The following is a 17,137-nucleotide window of genomic DNA, read 5'->3' as shown; positions in this document are numbered from 1 at the left end:
CTCTTTGGCGCGCTCAAAGCGCCGAGACCTCACGTCTGGCGCTACGCCATGGCCAGGCGCGCTGCGGCTTCAATCCGGGCCCGGTGCGCGGCCCATTCTTCGGTGCTTCGCTGCGACAAGTTCAGGTCGCCGGGGCCTTTCCCGGCCGAGCCGTCGATGAGCTCGCGAAGGATGTCGGCATGCCCCAAGTGCTGGGCTGTTTCGACGCACATGTGGACCAGGATCTGGTGGAGCGTCACGCGGCGCCGTTCTTCCGACCACCACGGCACTTCCCCTGGAGCATCGAGCGGCAGTGCCTCGATGGTTGCATCGCTGTGCTCGGCAGAGAAGTGGTGCAGTTCCATGATCTCCTCCCGAGTCTCTTCCGGCGGAACCCAAAGGTCCGCATCGGCTTCGGCATCGTCGGCAAGCCACGGCAGGTCCTTGCCGCTGGGCCGGCCAAAGACCTCTCCGAAGTACTCGAGCTCCACACTGGCCACATGCTTGACGAGTCCCAGAAGGTTGGTTCCGGTCGGAGTCATGGGCCGGCGGACGTCGTATTCATCGAGTCCGTCGAGCTTGGCGAGGAGCTCGCCCCGACGGGAACGCAGGTATTTGAGCAAAATCGCTTTGTCATCCATGGCCGGCACTATACCGTTGCCGTCGCACGCGTGTACCGTCTGTGCATGGCAAAGCTGATCTACGCGGGGATCATGTCCCTGGACGGCTACACTGCCGATGCCAATGGGAAGTTCGATTGGAGCATGCCCGACGAAGAAGTGCACAGCTTCGTCAATGACCTTGAGCGGCCGATCGGCACCTATCTGTACGGGAGGCGGATGTACGAGGTCATGTCCGCATGGGAGGACATGTCCCTTGCCGGGGAGCCGCCGGCAATGCGGGATTATGCCGAGATTTGGCGCTCCACAGACAAGATTGTGTACTCCACCAGCTTGGAGAGTCCGTCCACCGCCAGGACGCGCATTGAACGGGAGTTCGACGCCGGAGCCGTCCAGTTTCTGAAAGAGTCGTCAGGGCAGGACATGTCCATTGGTGGCACCGTTCTCGCAGCCCAGGCCATTAAAGCCGGCCTGGTGGACGAGTTCTGTCTCTTCCTCACGCCGGTGGTCGTCGGAGGCGGCAAACAATTCCTCCCCGACGGCGTGGGCCTGACCCTTGAGCTGCTGGACGAGCGTCGCTTTGGCAACGGCGTCGTGTACCTCCGATACGCCAAGCGTGCATAAAGAGCATGGCACGGTCCCTCGGCTCCCAGCTCGGCCGGGAATTGCTCTGCGGAGTATTCGGAACCTCATCGCGTCGGCGTCGCTAAAACTGAGCTGCCGCCTGCCGTCGGGCCCTTCCCCCAGCATGCCCATCCGTCACGTGAGGGGAAGGATGCCTAAGTAATGAGGACCCTGCAGGTAACGTAAAGGGCGTGCAGTTGAGTCAAGCGTTGGTCAAGACCGCGGCCGGGTGGCTGCTCGGTCTGATGCTTGCTGTGGCCGCTGCGATCGTCTCCATCAACGTCGTGAGCAACTCCGTAGCCAGCCCGCAGCAGCAAGTTCGCGAATACCTGGCAGCCCTCCAGAAGGGGCATGGCGGGGAAGCCCTCGGGCTTTTGCACGCCTCCGTGCCCAACGCCAACGCCGCCATGCTGGACGGTACCGCCCTTCAGACGGCAGCGTCGAAGATTACCGATGTCAAGCTCGGCAACGCCGAATCCCGCGGTGGCAACCGGGTCATGGTCCCCATGGACTACCAGATGGACGGCAAGCCACTGCACTCGGATTTCCTGCTTGAACGTACGGGCACCGAGTGGCTGTTCTTCGGCAAATGGTCCTTCGTGCCGTCATCCCTGCCGACTATCGAGGTGACCGTAGTCAACGCCAGCGAGGCGACCCTGAACGGTGTCCCGGTGAACTTGCCCAATGGACGCAATAGCTTTGCCGTGTTTTACCCTGGCCAATACGAGGCAAGCCTCACTGGCAAATACTTCTCGGCACCGCCCGCCAGCACTTCAGTGACTACCGGCACTTCGCCCCAGGCACCCCTCAACCTCCTGACCAAGCCCACGGACGCCATGACCAAGGTGGTCAGCGACAAGGTCAAGGAATTCCTGGACAACTGCGCCGCCGAAGCCACCAAGCAGCAAAAGCTCCAGCCCGACTGCCCGTTCTACCACGTCACCAACAGCCGCGTGGTGGACGGCACCATCAAGTGGCAGATCACGGAGTACCCCAAAGTCAGCATCGATCCTTTTGACGGGCAATGGGTGGTGGCACCCCTCAACGGCAAGGCCCGGGTAACCGCCCGCGAAATCGACCTCTTCAGTGGATTGGTCGGTGACCTCAACGCGGTCCACGATTTCAGCTTCACCACGCGGTTGGACATCGGCGCCGGCACCATCACGGTCACCCCGCTGGTGAGCTTCTAGGGCAGGCGCCGTCACGAGGGCCAGCCGTCACGTAGCGCACGCTTTTGGCCGTGACCGACTCCCGAACCCCTGAGTTTCCGCGGTTGTCCCCGACGCTGGGCGTCAAAAGATTGCTGAGCGTGACACCGTGGCGCCGGTAACAGTCTTTTGGCGGCCCCCAGTACTCAGAACCGCGGATCTCCGGGACCGGTACCGGCGCAAAGTGCCAAAAAGATGCGTCACGTGACGCAACCCAACAGGGGAGCCTGTGCCTAGTCCATCCCGCGCAGGTCAAGCACCAACTCGGAATCACCGTCTGCCTGCAAAACCACAGGGATTCCCCAGTCCTGCTGGTACAGGTGGCACGCTGCGTGGTCCGGGATTTCGCCGTCCTCTGTCTCGGGTCCATCACATGCGGCCGCGCGGGCCGTGATGTGGAGGATGCCCTCTGGCAAGTCCGCGGACAACTCCAAGGTCCGTAGCAGTCCCACGGATGTGCCGCCGCCCGAAAGCAGCAGCTCGGGCGGGGTAGAGGAGATCTTCAGCTGCGTGGGGTCGCCCCAGCGGTCGTCGAGCTTTTGGCCGGTCGGGGCCGTGAAGCGCACGGTGAGCTCCAGCTTTCCTGGCGCCACGGGGCTCTTTGGCCGCTGCGTCTGGGAGGCACCCTCGTCCACCTGCTGGGCTTCCTTAGGGATGGGGACCAAAACCAGTTGGTGCTTGTTGGATTCGACCACCACCAGCAGCGGTTCCCCGCTTTCCGGGTAGACCACGACGACGTCGCTCGGCTCGGCGAGTCCCCTCGCCAAAGTGGACACGGTCTTAGTCGCGGGGTCGTAGCGCCTCACGGCGCCATTGTAGGTGTCTGCGATGGCCACGGACCCATCCGGGAGCACTGTGACGCCCAAGGGGTGCTGCAGGCGCGCCTCGGGGGCTTTGCCGTCCCGGAAGCCGAAATCGAACAGGCCCTTACCGACGGCCGACTCAACGGTTACACCGGTTTCGCCAAGAACCAACCGACGCAATGCAGAGGTCTCGGAGTCGGCCACCCAGATGTTGTGGTCCGCATCCACGGCCAGCCCGGAAGGCTGGGCGAACCAGGCTTCCTCGGCAGCCCCATCAAGCAAACCTTCAAGGCCCGAGCCGGCCAGGATGGAGACCTCGCCGCTGAGAGGCTCGAAGGCAAAGATCTGGTGCGTGCCGGCCATCGCGATGATTATGCGCTGCAGCTTTTCGCTCCACACCACGTCCCACGGCGAGGACAGGGAGACCCCGGTCCCAACACCCAGTACCCCGACGTCGAGGGCGTCGGCCGCGAAGTCAGCCGGACCGGCGTCGTGGTGTTCAGCCCAAACTCCGGCGCCGGTTTCCGTCACGCGGGCCGGGCCGGCGTCGAGCAGTCGCTGTACGCCGTTGCCAGCAACGGTCTGTACATAACCTGAGCTGAGCGTGACGCCCCGGAGGCGGTGATTCACGGTGTCCGCGACCACGGCTTCGTAACCGAGCTTCCAGGCGAGTTCGGACGGAAGCACCGCGACGCCCTGCGGCTCGTTGAATTGGGCGATTTCCGCGGCGCCGTCCAGGTAACCCTTGGTGCCGGAGCCGATGACGCGTTCCACGGTCTCAAGGTCCGGGCGCAGTTCCACGAGGCGATGGTGGCCGGAATCGACCACCAGGTAATTGCCGTTAGCCAGCTGGGTCGCCTTGCCGGGGAAGCGCAGGGTGCCCGACGTCGGGACGGGAGCCACGTACGGACCGTCACCGCGGTGGAGGGTCCCTTTGGCTTCGTGCTCGGCTACAAGCTCCTCAAGGAGCACTGCGAGGCCGTCTGCGTGGCCCTCACCGGAGAGGTGCGCCACGATGTAGCCCTCGGGATCCACTACCACCAGCGTGGGCCAGGCGCGGGCCGTGTAGGCCTTCCACGTGGCGAGCTCGGGATCGTCCAGGACAGGGTGGTGGATTTCGTAGCGCTCCACGGCGGAGGCCAAAGCAACGGGATCGGCTTCGTGCTCGAACTTGGGAGAATGCACGCCAACCGTCACCAGGACGTCAGAGTATTTCTCCTCAAGCGGACGCAGCTCGTCCAGAACGTGGAGGCAGTTGATGCAGCAGAAGGTCCAGAAGTCCAACAGCACGATCTTGCCGCGCAGCGCTTCCAGGTCCAGGGACTTCCCGCCGGTGTTGAGCCAGCCACGGCCCACCAGTTCAGAGGCGCGGACACGCAGTTGGGTGCGTACGGTGTCGCTCATCAGCGTCCTTCCAGATTGGTTTTGCTTTCGGGGCGCTTGGAGCCCCGATCAGGCAATTTGGCATCACGGTCTGCAAGCCGCGCAAACATATCGTTGTAAGCATTAAGGTCTGCGTCATTATTCCTGTCAGCAGCCCGGTCGGTGCGTTTGGTCTCACGCTCGTCCGAGCGCGACCACATGACCGCGACGCCAATCGCCACCAGCAGCGTGGGGACTTCACCAATTCCCCACGCAACGGCGCCGCCCATCTGCTGGTCCGCCAGGGCCGAAAGCCCCCAGGTCCGGCCGAGGTTGCCGAAGTAGTCGGCAGCGAGAAGCCCGGTGCCACCCATGATCGACACACCGAAGAAGGCGTGGAACGCCATGGTGGCCAGCAGGAGAAGCAGCCGCATGGGGTAGGGCGCCCGGCGCGGCAGGGGGTCCGTGCCGAGCATCGTGAGGACAAAGATGTAGCCGGTCAGCAAGAAGTGCAAGTTCATGAGCTCATGGCCCACGTGCTCGCGCATCGCCCAGCCGAACGCGTCCGAGAAGTAGAACAGAACGATCGAGCCGGCAAAGTTTGCCGCGGCAAACAGCGGGTGGGTCACCACCTGGGAGAACTTCGAGTGCACAACCACCAAGATCCACTCACGAAGTCCACGCGAGCCGTCCCCGCGCGATCCTTCGCCGCGGGACGGTAATGCACGCAATGCCAAGGTCACCGGCGAACCGAGGACCAGGAAGAGCGGAGCCACCATCGTCAGCGCCATGTGGTCCACCATGTGGGCGGAGAACAGCACACGCCCATAGACCGACGGCGGTCCGGACGTGATGAACGTCAGCACCGCGAGGCCGATCATCCAGTTCACGGCACGGAACCAGGACCACGAGTCTCCGCGCCGGCGGACCTTCACCACGCCCAGGATGTAGCTCACCGCGCCGAAGAGGGCAACGGCTACCCAGAGCCAGTCGAGCCGCCATTCCGTCAGCCAGCGGGCGGGGGTCAGCTCGGGCGGCAACTCGTAACCGGACAGGATAAAGGCCGGTGAGGCGTCGGGCGCATAGGTGGTGGGCAGCGGCGGTGCCGAACTGGCCAGCGCGACGGCGAGTCCCGACGTCGCGCCCATCACCAGAAGTTCAACCAACACAAGCTGCCAAAGCACGCGACGCGCGGTCATGGACTTGCGGCCCAGTTGCGGGATCACCCACTGGCGGTGCATGAAACCAATGCCGCCGAGGACAACAGTGGCCAGCGCCTTCGCCAGGATGATCTGCCCATAGGGGGTACCGACCAAGGCCGAAAAGCTGGTGACACGAATGCTCGCGTTGACGACCCCAGAGGCGAAGACGAGCACGAAGGCAAAGCATGCCAAGGCGGAGAAACGGCGGAGCGTCTGCTCCGTAATGTCTCCGGTGCCTGTTGCCTTGGAACCCCGCAGGATGCCCGAGAGGATCGCGAGCATAATGATGCCGCCCACCCAAGTGGACACACCCACCAAGTGGAGTCCAAGAGAGTTGATGGCGCCTTCATGGTCGCTGGAACTCGCCGAGTGGCCGATCAGTGCGTTCGGCACCAAGCCGCCCAGGGCCAAGACAAGAGTCAACGCGAGTCCTGCCAACGAGCGGACGCCGAACAGCGCCGTCGTGACAATCGCAGCGATGATGGTCACGGCGAGCCATGCCTGGCCCGTCTGGATGTCGGTCATGAAGTAGACCAGGGAGGCGGTGAACTCCGCGGTGCCGGAAAGGCTCTGGCCGGCAACATCGGCGTACGTGAGGACAAGGACCGCGACGGCGGAGAGCGTCCAGGCAGCTCCGGCCGCTGCTGCGACGGCCAAGGCACGGGTGAACGCGGGGTGCTCTATGGCGTCGTCGCCTTTAGCTCGGGACGCGTGTTTGGGAAGGATGCCGACGGCGAAGATCAGCCCCCCGATCACGGTCGCCAAGGACACGTTATGGACGGCTTTGGCCACCGGCAGTCCCCAGCGGACCAGCGCGCCGGGATCAGCGACCTGCCGGCCGGCCGCGGCGCCGGAGAAGATCAGTGCGGCCGCGAGGGCCAGGAAGAGCGCGGCGAAGCCTGCCAACTGCCACGGCAATCCGATCCCTTCCACGGCAGCGCCAGCCTTGGTTCCCGGCTTGGAGGCGGGTGAAGGGGCGGTGGCGGGAGTTTTGGCAGATGGCACCTATCCATTGTCCGTTAACGTAGGCGGCGCGGCGAATCGACCGGGTTAAAGCAGAAAGGCGGCAACCCGCAGGTTGCCGCCTTTCCGAGGCGTTCGCCGAAGTGTCTTACTTCTTGGCGACAGCTGCCTTCAGCTTGGAGCCAGCGGTCAGCTTGACGCTGTGGCCAGCGGCGATCTGGATGGTCTCGCCGGTCTGCGGGTTGCGGCCCGTGCGGGCTGCGCGGTCGGTGCGCTCGATTGCGAGCCAGCCCGGAATGGTGATCTTTTCGCCGGCGGCGACGGAAGTCTCGAAAACTTCGAACAGTGCATCGAGCACGGAGTTGACTGCGGCCTGGCTGGTGCCAGCCTTGCCAGCTACCTCGGAAACCAGTTCGCTACGGTTCTTAGCCATTTGTGTCCTCCTGGACTTTACGATTTTGGAGCTCACACACGGCATGCGCGCGAGCCACTGTTCGAAAACTTACCAGCTTGGAGGGACGAGGCCAGCAAATTCCGCGTGTTTCCGCGCTTTTTTGACCAAATTCACCCGATTTCGGGCGCTTTTGGGGGCCAATTCCGCCGCGGGCGAACTCCCCGACCCCCGACGCTCGCTCATTTATGGGGCCTTCCGGCCGGACGCTCCTGCAGTTTTGGGGCCTCCCGGCCGGACGCTCCTGCAGTTCCGGGGCCTCCCGGCCGGACGCTCCTGCAGTTCCGGGGCCTCCCGGCCGGACGCTCCTGCAGTTTTGGGGCCTTCCGGCCGGACGCTCGCTCACTTGTGGCCGGTCCTGAGCCGACGCGGCTGCAGTTCCGGGGCCTCGCCATGTGCGGGTCACGCGGTACGGTTCCATATGTGATGGAGGGTCCGGGGTTTCCGGCGCATATGTGATGGAGCGTTCGTGGGAACCCCCCCATGTGTGATGGAGGGTCCGGGGGTGGGTGTGGGTGTTTAAATGCGGGAGACCCCCCGGCCACCGTGGTGGTGGTTGGGGGGTCTCGACCTGGATGGTTGTCCGGCGGTGTCCTACTCTCCCACACCCTCCCGGGTGCAGTACCATCGGCGCTGTGGGTCTTAGCTTCCGGGTTCGGAATGGGACCGGGCGTTTCCCCCACGCTATGACCGCCGTAACCCTGTTGCCCGTCACCGCCGCACCCTGCGGGGGGTGGTGGTGTGGGAAGACTGGTTACAACATTGTGGTGTTGTTATTCAGTTGTGTTGGTTCCTGGAACGGGCAAACAGCCGTGACGGGTGTTTGTTGTCCGGGAACCACATAGTGGACGCAAGCAGTGTTGTGTTTGTGTGGTGTAAGTTGTCGGCCTATTAGTACCGGTCAGCTTCAACAGTCTTTGGTCCTGTCTTCCACATCCGGCCTATCAACCCAGTGGTCTGGCTGGGGGCCTCTCACACACGAGGTGCATGGAAATCTCATCTTGAAGCGAGCTTCCCGCTTAGATGCTTTCAGCGGTTATCCCATCCGAACGTAGCTAATCAGCGGTGCACTTGGCAGTACAACTGACACACCAGAGGTTCGTCCGTCCCGGTCCTCTCGTACTAAGGACAGCCCTTCTCAAATTTCCTGCGCGCGCAGCGGATAGGGACCGAACTGTCTCACGACGTTCTAAACCCAGCTCGCGTACCGCTTTAATGGGCGAACAGCCCAACCCTTGGGACCTACTCCAGCCCCAGGATGCGACGAGCCGACATCGAGGTGCCAAACCATGCCGTCGATATGGACTCTTGGGCAAGATCAGCCTGTTATCCCCGAGGTACCTTTTATCCGTTGAGCGACGGCCATTCCACAATGTACCGCCGGATCACTAGTCCCGACTTTCGTCCCTGCTTGAGATGTCTCTCTCACAGTCAAGCTCCCTTGTGCACTTACACTCGACACCTGATTGCCAACCAGGCTGAGGGAACCTTTGGGCGCCTCCGTTACTTTTTAGGAGGCAACCGCCCCAGTTAAACTACCCATCAGGCACTGTCCCTGACCCGGATCACGGGCCGAAGTTAGATGTCCAAAGTGACCAGAGTGGTATTTCAACGATGACTCCACCCGGACTGGCGTCCGGGCTTCAACGTCTCCCACCTATCCTACACAAGCCACTCCGAACACCAATACCAAACTATAGTAAAGGTCTCGGGGTCTTTCCGTCCTGCTGCGCGTAACGAGCATCTTTACTCGTACTGCAATTTCGCCGAGTTTATGGTTGAGACAGCGGGGAAGTCGTTACTCCATTCGTGCAGGTCGGAACTTACCCGACAAGGAATTTCGCTACCTTAGGATGGTTATAGTTACCACCGCCGTTTACTGGGGCTTGAATTCTCAGCTTCGCCTTGCGGCTAACCGGTCCTCTTAACCTTCCAGCACCGGGCAGGAGTCAGTCCGTATACATCGTCTTGCGACTTCGCACGGACCTGTGTTTTTAGTAAACAGTCGCTTCCCCCTGGTCTCTGCGGCCCCGATCCCCTCCCACCAGCAAGTGGTGTTCAAGGTTGGGGCCCCCCTTCTCCCGAAGTTACGGGGGCATTTTGCCGAGTTCCTTAACCATAATTCTCTCGATCGCCTTGGTATTCTCTACCTGATCACCTGTGTCGGTTTGGGGTACGGGCGGCTGGGACCTCGCGTCGATGCTTTTCTAGGCAGCATAGGATCACCGGATCCCCCCGCAAGGGGGTCCCGTCAGATCTCAGGATCGTCATCAAAGACACAGCGACGGATTTGCCTATCGCTGACCCTACATCCTTAGACCGGGGCAACCATCGCCCGGCCCGGCTACCTTCCTGCGTCACACCTGTTAATACGCTTACCTCCCGGGATCAGGTCCCGCGCTCGGCCAAAACCCGCACACCACAAGGGTGCTTGGGCAGGCTCCGGGCGGTTAGTATCCCCCGCTTGGCATGGGCGGTCCTTCGCCGGTACGGGAATATCAACCCGTTGTCCATCGACTACGCCTGTCGGCCTCGCCTTAGGTCCCGACTTACCCAGGGCAGATTAGCTTGACCCTGGAACCCTTGATCATTCGGCGGACGGGTTTCTCACCCGTCTTTCGCTACTCATGCCTGCATTCTCACTCGTGTAGGCTCCACCGCTGGTTTACACCGCGACTTCACCGCCCACACGACGCTCCCCTACCACTCCAGACGACTGAACCACGAAGGCTTGTCTACTATCTGAAATCCACAACTTCGGCGGTGTACTTGAGCCCCGCTACATTGTCGGCGCGGAATCACTTGACCAGTGAGCTATTACGCACTCTTTCAAGGATGGCTGCTTCTAAGCCAACCTCCTGGTTGTCTTCGCAACTCCACATCCTTTCCCACTTAGCACACGCTTAGGGGCCTTAGTTGGTGGTCTGGGCTGTTTCCCTCTCGACTATGAAGCTTATCCCCCACAGTCTCACTGCTGCGCTCTCACTTACCGGCATTCGGAGTTTGGCTGACGTCAGTAACCTTGTAGGGCCCATCGGCCATCCAGTAGCTCTACCTCCGGCAAGAAACACGCAACGCTGCACCTAAATGCATTTCGGGGAGAACCAGCTATCACGGAGTTTGATTGGCCTTTCACCCCTACCCACAGCTCATCCCCTCCATTTTCAACTGAAGTGGGTTCGGTCCTCCACGACGTCTTACCGTCGCTTCAACCTGGCCATGGGTAGATCACTCCGCTTCGGGTCTAGATCACGCCACTACGATCGCCCTGTTCAGACTCGCTTTCGCTACGGCTACCCCACACGGGTTAACCTCGCGACGTAACACTAACTCGCAGGCTCATTCTTCAAAAGGCACGCCGTCACAACTACAAGGCTGCTCCGACGGATTGTAAGCACACGGTTTCAGGTACTGTTTCACTCCCCTCCCGGGGTACTTTTCACCTTTCCCTCACGGTACTGGTCCGCTATCGGTCATTAGGAAGTATTTAGGCTTATCAGGTGGTCCTGACAGATTCGCACGGGATTTCTCGGGCCCCGTGCTACTTGGGATCCTCTCCAGGCGGCACACAACATTACGGTTACGGGGCTCCCACCCTCTACGGCCGGCCTTTCAAGACCGTTCACCTATGTCCATGCTCTCACCCCACCGGTCCGGCAGAACCAGCACGGAAAGTCCCACAACCCCGCCCATGCAACGCCCGCCGGCTATCACACATGGAACGGTTTAGCCTCATCCGCGTTCGCTCGCCACTACTAACGGAATCACTCTTGTTTTCTCTTCCTGCGGGTACTGAGATGTTTCACTTCCCCGCGTTCCCCCCACGCACCCTATGTGTTCAGATGCGGGTCACCAGATCACCTCACAGCGCCTGGCGGGGTTTCCCCATTCGGACATCCTGGGATCAACGTTCGGTTATCAACTCCCCCAGGCTTATCGCAGATTCCTACGTCCTTCTTCGGCTCCTAATGCCAAGGCATCCACCGTGTGCCCTTAAAAACTTGACCACACAAAGATCAAAAAACTTCTCGAGAGAACCAGGCCACAAGGGCCAGGTTCATAAAAAGAAATTGCTGTAGACACAAACAAGCACAAAGGCCTGCCCGTGTCAGATGCTCGCGTCCACTATGTAGTTCTCAAACAACAACCCCGTACCACACCCCCCGCACCAACCACCCCCGCCACAAAGGACAGGGACAGCCGCCACGCACGAAGACATGCAGCCAGGAAACCAGAAACACCAAACCCGCAACCCCGCACCCCCCCAAAGGAAGGACCCGCAGGCCGCGGCCCTGTTGCCTCAGGACCCAACAGTGTGCCAAACACGAAAACCGGCCCTCCCCCACCCGCACCGTTCCAGGACGCCCCGCCCCGCAAAGGGACAAGACAACCGTACTAGGGGCGGAAAAGGAAACCACCGGCCGCTATCTGCTGATATTCCACCCATGAGCACCCACCGCAGAACAGACGCCTGCGCAATGGGCTTTGCTTCCACCCACCCCCCAACCAACCATGCGGCAGGACAGGAAGCGGAAATGGTGCTCCTTAGAAAGGAGGTGATCCAGCCGCACCTTCCGGTACGGCTACCTTGTTACGACTTAGTCCCAATCGCCGGTCCCACCTTCGACGGCTCCCCCCACAAGGGTTAGGCCACCGGCTTCGGGTGTTACCAACTTTCGTGACTTGACGGGCGGTGTGTACAAGGCCCGGGAACGTATTCACCGCAGCGTTGCTGATCTGCGATTACTAGCGACTCCGACTTCATGGGGTCGAGTTGCAGACCCCAATCCGAACTGAGACCGGCTTTTTGGGATTAGCTCCACCTCACAGTATCGCAACCCTTTGTACCGGCCATTGTAGCATGCGTGAAGCCCAAGACATAAGGGGCATGATGATTTGACGTCGTCCCCACCTTCCTCCGAGTTGACCCCGGCAGTCTCCCATGAGTCCCCACCACTACGTGCTGGCAACATGGAACGAGGGTTGCGCTCGTTGCGGGACTTAACCCAACATCTCACGACACGAGCTGACGACAACCATGCACCACCTGTAAACCGACCGCAAGCGGGGCACCTGTTTCCAGGCGTTACCGGTTCATGTCAAGCCTTGGTAAGGTTCTTCGCGTTGCATCGAATTAATCCGCATGCTCCGCCGCTTGTGCGGGCCCCCGTCAATTCCTTTGAGTTTTAGCCTTGCGGCCGTACTCCCCAGGCGGGGCACTTAATGCGTTAGCTACGGCGCGGAAAACGTGGAATGTCCCCCACACCTAGTGCCCAACGTTTACGGCATGGACTACCAGGGTATCTAATCCTGTTCGCTCCCCATGCTTTCGCTCCTCAGCGTCAGTTAATGCCCAGAGACCTGCCTTCGCCATCGGTGTTCCTCCTGATATCTGCGCATTTCACCGCTACACCAGGAATTCCAGTCTCCCCTACATCACTCTAGTCTGCCCGTACCCACTGCAGAACCGGAGTTGAGCCCCGGTCTTTCACAGCAGACGCGACAAACCGCCTACGAGCTCTTTACGCCCAATAATTCCGGATAACGCTTGCGCCCTACGTATTACCGCGGCTGCTGGCACGTAGTTAGCCGGCGCTTCTTCTGCAGGTACCGTCACCCGAAAGCTTCTTCCCTACTGAAAGAGGTTTACAACCCGAAGGCCGTCATCCCTCACGCGGCGTCGCTGCATCAGGCTTTCGCCCATTGTGCAATATTCCCCACTGCTGCCTCCCGTAGGAGTCTGGGCCGTGTCTCAGTCCCAGTGTGGCCGGTCACCCTCTCAGGCCGGCTACCCGTCGTCGCCTTGGTAGGCCATTACCCCACCAACAAGCTGATAGGCCGCGAGTCCATCCAAAACCGCAAAAGCTTTCCACCACCACACCATGCGGCGGGCGGTCATATCCGGTATTAGACCCAGTTTCCCAGGCTTATCCCAGAGTCAAGGGCAGGTTACTCACGTGTTACTCACCCGTTCGCCACTAATCCCCGGTGCAAGCACCGGATCATCGTTCGACTTGCATGTGTTAAGCACGCCGCCAGCGTTCATCCTGAGCCAGGATCAAACTCTCCGTTGAAGTAAAACAAAAACAGACACAACCCCCGCACCGGAAATAACGGACACGGGAACTGCACAAAATTTGAAACCAGCTGAAAAAACCAGCCCCGCACCACGGAGGTGACACAGGACCAGCCAAAACAACCAATTCATATAAAATAAACCGGTATCAACAAACTTGGCACACTATTGAGTTCTCAAACAACAGACACACCCGACACCACCCACACCCACAAAGGGCCCGGGATCGCTCCGGAGCAACTTCCCAAACTTACCAGACCTGCCCTCCCCGCACAACTCCCGAAACCGGGAACCGCGCCGGACAAAACACCATCCGAGACCCCCCGAAACCGCCCCGGAACGCACAAAAGCGAACCAACAATTTGGTTTCCATTTGGAAGGGAGTCTGCCGCAATTTTTCCGCATCAGCGGCGGCGACTCGAATCACTTTACACACCCCGAAGACCACAGGCAAATCCACGCCCAGAGGATCGAGAACCGCGGCAATCCGCGGCAAAACGGACGGTTCCGCGCAAAAAGAAGCTGTCGGCGTCGTGATCCGGCGCTGTGTGCTGCACCACTTAAACCGAAGCAACAGTTAAACGCAAGAAGGGCCGGCAACCAAACGGTTGCCGGCCCCTCTAGTGCTTCTGGATTACCAGGAAGACTTGGTGATGCCCGGAAGCTCACCACGGTGAGCCATGTCGCGGAAGCGAACACGGGAGATACCGAACTTCTGGAAGGTACCGCGCGGGCGGCCGTCGATGATGTCGCGGTTACGCAGACGGACCGGGGAGGCGTTGCGGGGCAGCTTCTGCAGGCCGAGGCGAGCAGCTTCGCGGGCTTCGTCGGTTGAGTTGGGATCAACCAGAGCCTTCTTCAGCTCGAGGCGCTTTGCAGCATAGCGCTCAACGATGATTTTACGCTGTTCGTTCTTAGCGATCATTGACTTCTTAGCCATGTGTTTAGCGCTCCTCTCGGAATTCGACGTGCTGGCGGATTTTGGGGTCGTACTTCTTCAGGACCAGACGGTCCGGGTCGTTACGACGGTTCTTGCGAGTCACGTAGGTGTAGCCCGTGCCCGCGGTCGACTTGAGCTTGATGATCGGACGTACGTCCTTGTCCTTTGCCATTAGAGCTTCACTCCTCGTGCCAGGATTGCGGCGACGACTACGTCGATGCCACGTACGTCGATGGTCTTGATGCCACGTGCAGAGACCTGCAGGGTGACATTACGGCGCAGGGACGGAACCCAGTAGCGCTTCTTCTGGATGTTGGGGTCGAACCGACGCTTGTTGCGGCGGTGCGAGTGCGAAATGCTGTGTCCAAAGCCCGGCTCGGCTCCGGTCACCTGGCAGTGTGCTGCCATGACGACTCTCCTAAAAAATAATCTGAAACGGCCAGCAGAGTTCCTGCTTCCCGTGCGACAGGCGACGTCCGCAACCAGTCCACACCGTTTTCGGTAGTTCCCGCAGGCTGGACCGGTTGACTGGAATCAGCCAACGGTCACCGTTGCGGCGAAGGTAGTGGGCCCCGGACAACAGGCCGGGATACTGGGCGAATACTGGAATGCACGCAACTTGAGCCCCTAACTACCGGCCCGCAGATGCCCCGTTGTTGCCAACAGTCACCGCCAACCGGAGCAATTGCGCACGCTCCGCGCCACCTAGCGCCTAATAAGTCTAGGGTCTAGGGCAAATTAAGGCCAATCGGGTGTATAAGAGTCCCCCACAAAACGGCCACTCAAATCATAAGTAGCGGCCAGTCCCTTCACAGGAGAACGAAAGGTTGAGAGTTCAATCTTGAGTCATGAAGTCACAACTCCTCGCCTCTCCAGGCCAACATGTGGGCACGCCCCAGGGTCAGCCTCCGGCGCCCACGCGGCGCAATCCCACCGTGGGAAGGTTTGCCGCGCAGCATCGCCGGCGCATGTTCCGAACGGACATGCTCACGGTAGCGCTGTGGGCTTCCCTCGCGGCAGCGCTGGCTTTGTGGCTCGCCGACGGCGGGGCGTCATCCATCGGGAATGTCACCCAAGCGGTTACCGCCGTCGGGATCCTGGCGGGGCTTTCCGGCATGGATCTGGTCTTCCTCATGCTTCTGCTCGCGGCGCGATTGCCTTTTGTAGACGGCGCAGTCGGGCATGACAGGGCGCTGGAATTCCATCGGAAACTCGGGAAACCGGCCCTCTATCTCCTCTTGGCACACGGACTTCTTCTGGCGATCGGCTATGGGATGGCCGAGGGTTTGGACCCCGTCAGTGAGGCCATTGCGCTCTGGGTCCTGGTACCCGATATGTGGCTGGCGTTCGTGTCCATGGCACTGTTCATTGCCGTTGTTGTCACCTCGCTTGTGGCTCTGCGGCGCCGCTTTCCCTATGAATTCTGGTACTTCGTTCATCTGCTCACGTATCTGGCGGTAGCAACGGCATTGCCACACCAATTCAGTGTGGGCGGCCTGTTCGCTGAAGGCACTTGGCAACGCTGGTACTGGCTGCTCCTTTGCATCGCCACGGGTTCGGCGTTGGCTTGGTTCCGCGTCGCCCAGCCCGTGATGGCCACATTCCGGCACCAGTTGACGGTGCGCCGCGTGGTGGGCCTTGCGCCGGGCGTCTTCAGCGTCGAAATGAGCGGTCTGCGATTGAACGAATTGTCGGGTAGCGGGGGCCGGTTCTTCGTGTGGCGCTTCTTGGCTCCCGGCATGTGGTGGCAGGCACACCCGTTCAGTTTGTCGGCGGAACCGCAGGTCGCGCCGCCGTCGACCGGGCCGACGTCGGGCTTCCTGCCGCGGCAAGGAAGCTTGCGTATCACCGTCCGGAACCTGGGTGCGGGGTCGGCCCGCTTGGCCTCGCTCAGGCCGGGAACGAAAGTGGCCATCGAAGGTCCTTACGGGGTCTTCAGTACGGCAGCACGAAGCCAGGAACGCGTGGTGATGATCGGGGCAGGAATCGGTATCACGCCTCTCCGGGCGCTTCTGGAGTCCACTCCCTTTGCTCCCGGCCAAGCGACAGTCCTGCTGCGGGGCAGCAGTGCAGATGAGCTATTCCTCGGCGACGAGATCCTGGAGTTGTGTAGAAGGCGCGGTGCCACGCTCTTCCACCTAACCGGCCCGCGGGCTGAGAATCCTCAGCGCGCGTGGTTGCCGGCCTCGGCAGGTACCACCAGGCTGCGGGACTACGTGCCGGACATCGCCGACGCCGATATCTACATCTGCGGCCCGTCCGCTTGGGCCCGCAACGTCTTGGCAGACGCGAAAAGCGCCGGTGTGCGGGAGGAACAACTCCACTACGAAAGGTTCGACTGGTGAGGCTCAGGGCAGGAATGTCAGCAGCGCTGGCGTCGGCGGCGATCCTGCTGGTCGGTTGGCAGGCAGGTTCACACGTGGCGGACTCCAACGCCTCGGCCGTCACGACGTCCGCCACAGGCGGGACCGGCAGCACGGGCTCGACGACGAACGGAACCGCCGGGAGCGGCGCTTCCGGATCGTCCTCGGGAACCGCAGCCGGCTCCAGTTCCAGCTCCAGTTCCAGCTCAGGCACCGGCACGAGCGCCAAGGCCGGCGCGGCGGCCAAGGCAGGCGGCACCTACGCGGGAACCTCGGTGCAAACCCGTTTTGGAACAGTACAAGTCCAGATAACGGTCAAGGCCGGCGTGATCACGGATGTCACCGCCCTGCATCTGACCGACAATGAGCAACGGTCCGTCCAGATCAGCAACAGGGCGTCGCCCCTGCTCCGATCAGAGGTCCTCAGCGCACAGTCGGCGAACGTCCAGACCATCGGCGGCGCCACCGTGACCAGCGATGCGTATTTGACGTCGCTCCAGGCAGCCCTCGATGCAGCCCATCTCTAAGCCCAGCGGGCCCCGGCAG

At 61.2% G+C, this 17,137-nt stretch carries 11 protein-coding genes and 3 rRNA genes; 4 read left to right on the top strand and 10 right to left on the bottom strand.

The features are described 5' to 3' along the window. Positions 1–41 precede the first annotated feature (41 nt). Positions 42–620 (bottom strand): DinB family protein, encoded by a 579-nt coding sequence (locus AC3ANQ_RS01700; protein ID WP_488303509.1) that lies wholly within the window; start codon positions 618–620, stop codon positions 42–44. A 45-nt stretch (positions 621–665) separates the two neighbouring features. Between AC3ANQ_RS01700 and AC3ANQ_RS01695 the strand changes: the two genes are divergently transcribed. Together AC3ANQ_RS01695 and AC3ANQ_RS01690 are read left to right on the top strand one after the other, a co-directional pair. Next, on the top strand, positions 666–1,223 hold the full coding sequence (locus AC3ANQ_RS01695; RefSeq protein WP_488303508.1) for a dihydrofolate reductase family protein: 558 nt from the start codon (positions 666–668) through the stop codon (positions 1,221–1,223). A 197-nt stretch (positions 1,224–1,420) separates the two neighbouring features. Continuing rightward, positions 1,421–2,413 (top strand): hypothetical protein, encoded by a 993-nt coding sequence (locus tag AC3ANQ_RS01690; RefSeq protein ID WP_488305238.1) that lies wholly within the window; start codon positions 1,421–1,423, stop codon positions 2,411–2,413. A 251-nt stretch (positions 2,414–2,664) separates the two neighbouring features. Here AC3ANQ_RS01690 and AC3ANQ_RS01685 read toward each other — a convergent pair whose 3' ends face one another. The 9 genes from AC3ANQ_RS01685 to rpmB form a co-directional block, all read right to left on the bottom strand. Then, entirely contained in the window at positions 2,665–4,638 is a 1,974-nt protein-coding gene (locus AC3ANQ_RS01685; RefSeq protein WP_488303507.1) for an NHL domain-containing thioredoxin family protein, read from the bottom strand. Then, entirely contained in the window at positions 4,638–6,803 is a 2,166-nt protein-coding gene (locus tag AC3ANQ_RS01680) for a bifunctional copper resistance protein CopD/cytochrome c oxidase assembly protein (protein ID WP_488303506.1), read from the bottom strand. Before AC3ANQ_RS01680 ends, AC3ANQ_RS01685 begins: the two co-directional genes overlap by 1 nt. A gap of 106 nt (positions 6,804–6,909) precedes the next feature. After that, on the bottom strand, positions 6,910–7,194 hold the full coding sequence (locus AC3ANQ_RS01675) for an HU family DNA-binding protein (protein ID WP_184739845.1): 285 nt from the start codon (positions 7,192–7,194) through the stop codon (positions 6,910–6,912). Positions 7,195–7,793: 599 nt separating this feature from the next. After that, positions 7,794–7,910: ribosomal RNA gene (gene rrf, locus AC3ANQ_RS01670) — 5S ribosomal RNA — on the bottom strand. Between the two features lie 172 nt (positions 7,911–8,082). Further along, positions 8,083–11,219: ribosomal RNA gene (locus AC3ANQ_RS01665) — 23S ribosomal RNA — on the bottom strand. 542 nt (positions 11,220–11,761) lie between these two features. Continuing rightward, a 16S ribosomal RNA gene (locus AC3ANQ_RS01660) occupies positions 11,762–13,286 on the bottom strand. Together the 16S, 23S and 5S rRNA genes form the textbook arrangement of a ribosomal RNA operon. Positions 13,287–13,922: 636 nt before the next feature. Next, the gene (rpsN, locus tag AC3ANQ_RS01655) at positions 13,923–14,228 is read right to left on the bottom strand and encodes a 30S ribosomal protein S14 (RefSeq protein WP_268020102.1); all 306 of its coding nucleotides are present in this window, start codon (positions 14,226–14,228) and stop codon (positions 13,923–13,925) included. A gap of 4 nt (positions 14,229–14,232) precedes the next feature. Then, positions 14,233–14,400: a 50S ribosomal protein L33 gene (rpmG, locus tag AC3ANQ_RS01650; RefSeq protein ID WP_003798558.1), complete on the bottom strand. Its 168-nt coding sequence runs from the start codon at positions 14,398–14,400 to the stop codon at positions 14,233–14,235. Beyond that, positions 14,400–14,636: a 50S ribosomal protein L28 gene (rpmB, locus tag AC3ANQ_RS01645; RefSeq protein WP_011693744.1), complete on the bottom strand. Its 237-nt coding sequence runs from the start codon at positions 14,634–14,636 to the stop codon at positions 14,400–14,402. The genes rpmG and rpmB overlap by 1 nt, the downstream gene beginning before the upstream one ends. Before the next feature lie 440 nt (positions 14,637–15,076). Here rpmB and AC3ANQ_RS01640 point away from each other — a divergent pair, with 440 nt between their 5' ends. Together AC3ANQ_RS01640 and AC3ANQ_RS01635 are read left to right on the top strand one after the other, a co-directional pair. After that, a complete protein-coding gene (locus AC3ANQ_RS01640; RefSeq protein WP_488303505.1) occupies positions 15,077–16,573 on the top strand; it encodes a ferredoxin reductase family protein in 1,497 nt (498 codons plus the stop codon). A gap of 14 nt (positions 16,574–16,587) precedes the next feature. Further along, positions 16,588–17,118 carry an FMN-binding protein gene (locus tag AC3ANQ_RS01635; RefSeq protein WP_488303504.1) on the top strand — a complete coding sequence of 177 codons (531 nt, stop codon included), beginning with the start codon at positions 16,588–16,590 and terminating at the stop codon, positions 17,116–17,118. The last annotated feature ends 19 nt before the right edge of the window (positions 17,119–17,137 follow it).

The sequence above is a fragment of the Arthrobacter sp. DMZ02-1R genome, assembly GCF_057747935.1.
The sequence above is the reverse complement of the archived record's forward strand: the minus strand, read 5'-3'. Positions and strand labels throughout refer to the sequence as shown.

Coding starts and splice junctions, on each gene's coding strand:
- AC3ANQ_RS01700 (WP_488303509.1), bottom strand. CDS start 620: ATGGATGACAAAGCGATTTTGCTCAAATACCTGCGTTCCCGTCGGGGC.
- AC3ANQ_RS01695 (WP_488303508.1), top strand. CDS start 666: ATGGCAAAGCTGATCTACGCGGGGATCATGTCCCTGGACGGCTACACT.
- AC3ANQ_RS01685 (WP_488303507.1), bottom strand. CDS start 4,638: ATGAGCGACACCGTACGCACCCAACTGCGTGTCCGCGCCTCTGAACTG.
- AC3ANQ_RS01675 (WP_184739845.1), bottom strand. CDS start 7,194: ATGGCTAAGAACCGTAGCGAACTGGTTTCCGAGGTAGCTGGCAAGGCT.
- rpsN (WP_268020102.1), bottom strand. CDS start 14,228: ATGGCTAAGAAGTCAATGATCGCTAAGAACGAACAGCGTAAAATCATC.
- rpmG (WP_003798558.1), bottom strand. CDS start 14,400: ATGGCAAAGGACAAGGACGTACGTCCGATCATCAAGCTCAAGTCGACC.
- rpmB (WP_011693744.1), bottom strand. CDS start 14,636: ATGGCAGCACACTGCCAGGTGACCGGAGCCGAGCCGGGCTTTGGACAC.
- AC3ANQ_RS01640 (WP_488303505.1), top strand. CDS start 15,077: ATGAAGTCACAACTCCTCGCCTCTCCAGGCCAACATGTGGGCACGCCC.
- AC3ANQ_RS01635 (WP_488303504.1), top strand. CDS start 16,588: ATGTCAGCAGCGCTGGCGTCGGCGGCGATCCTGCTGGTCGGTTGGCAG.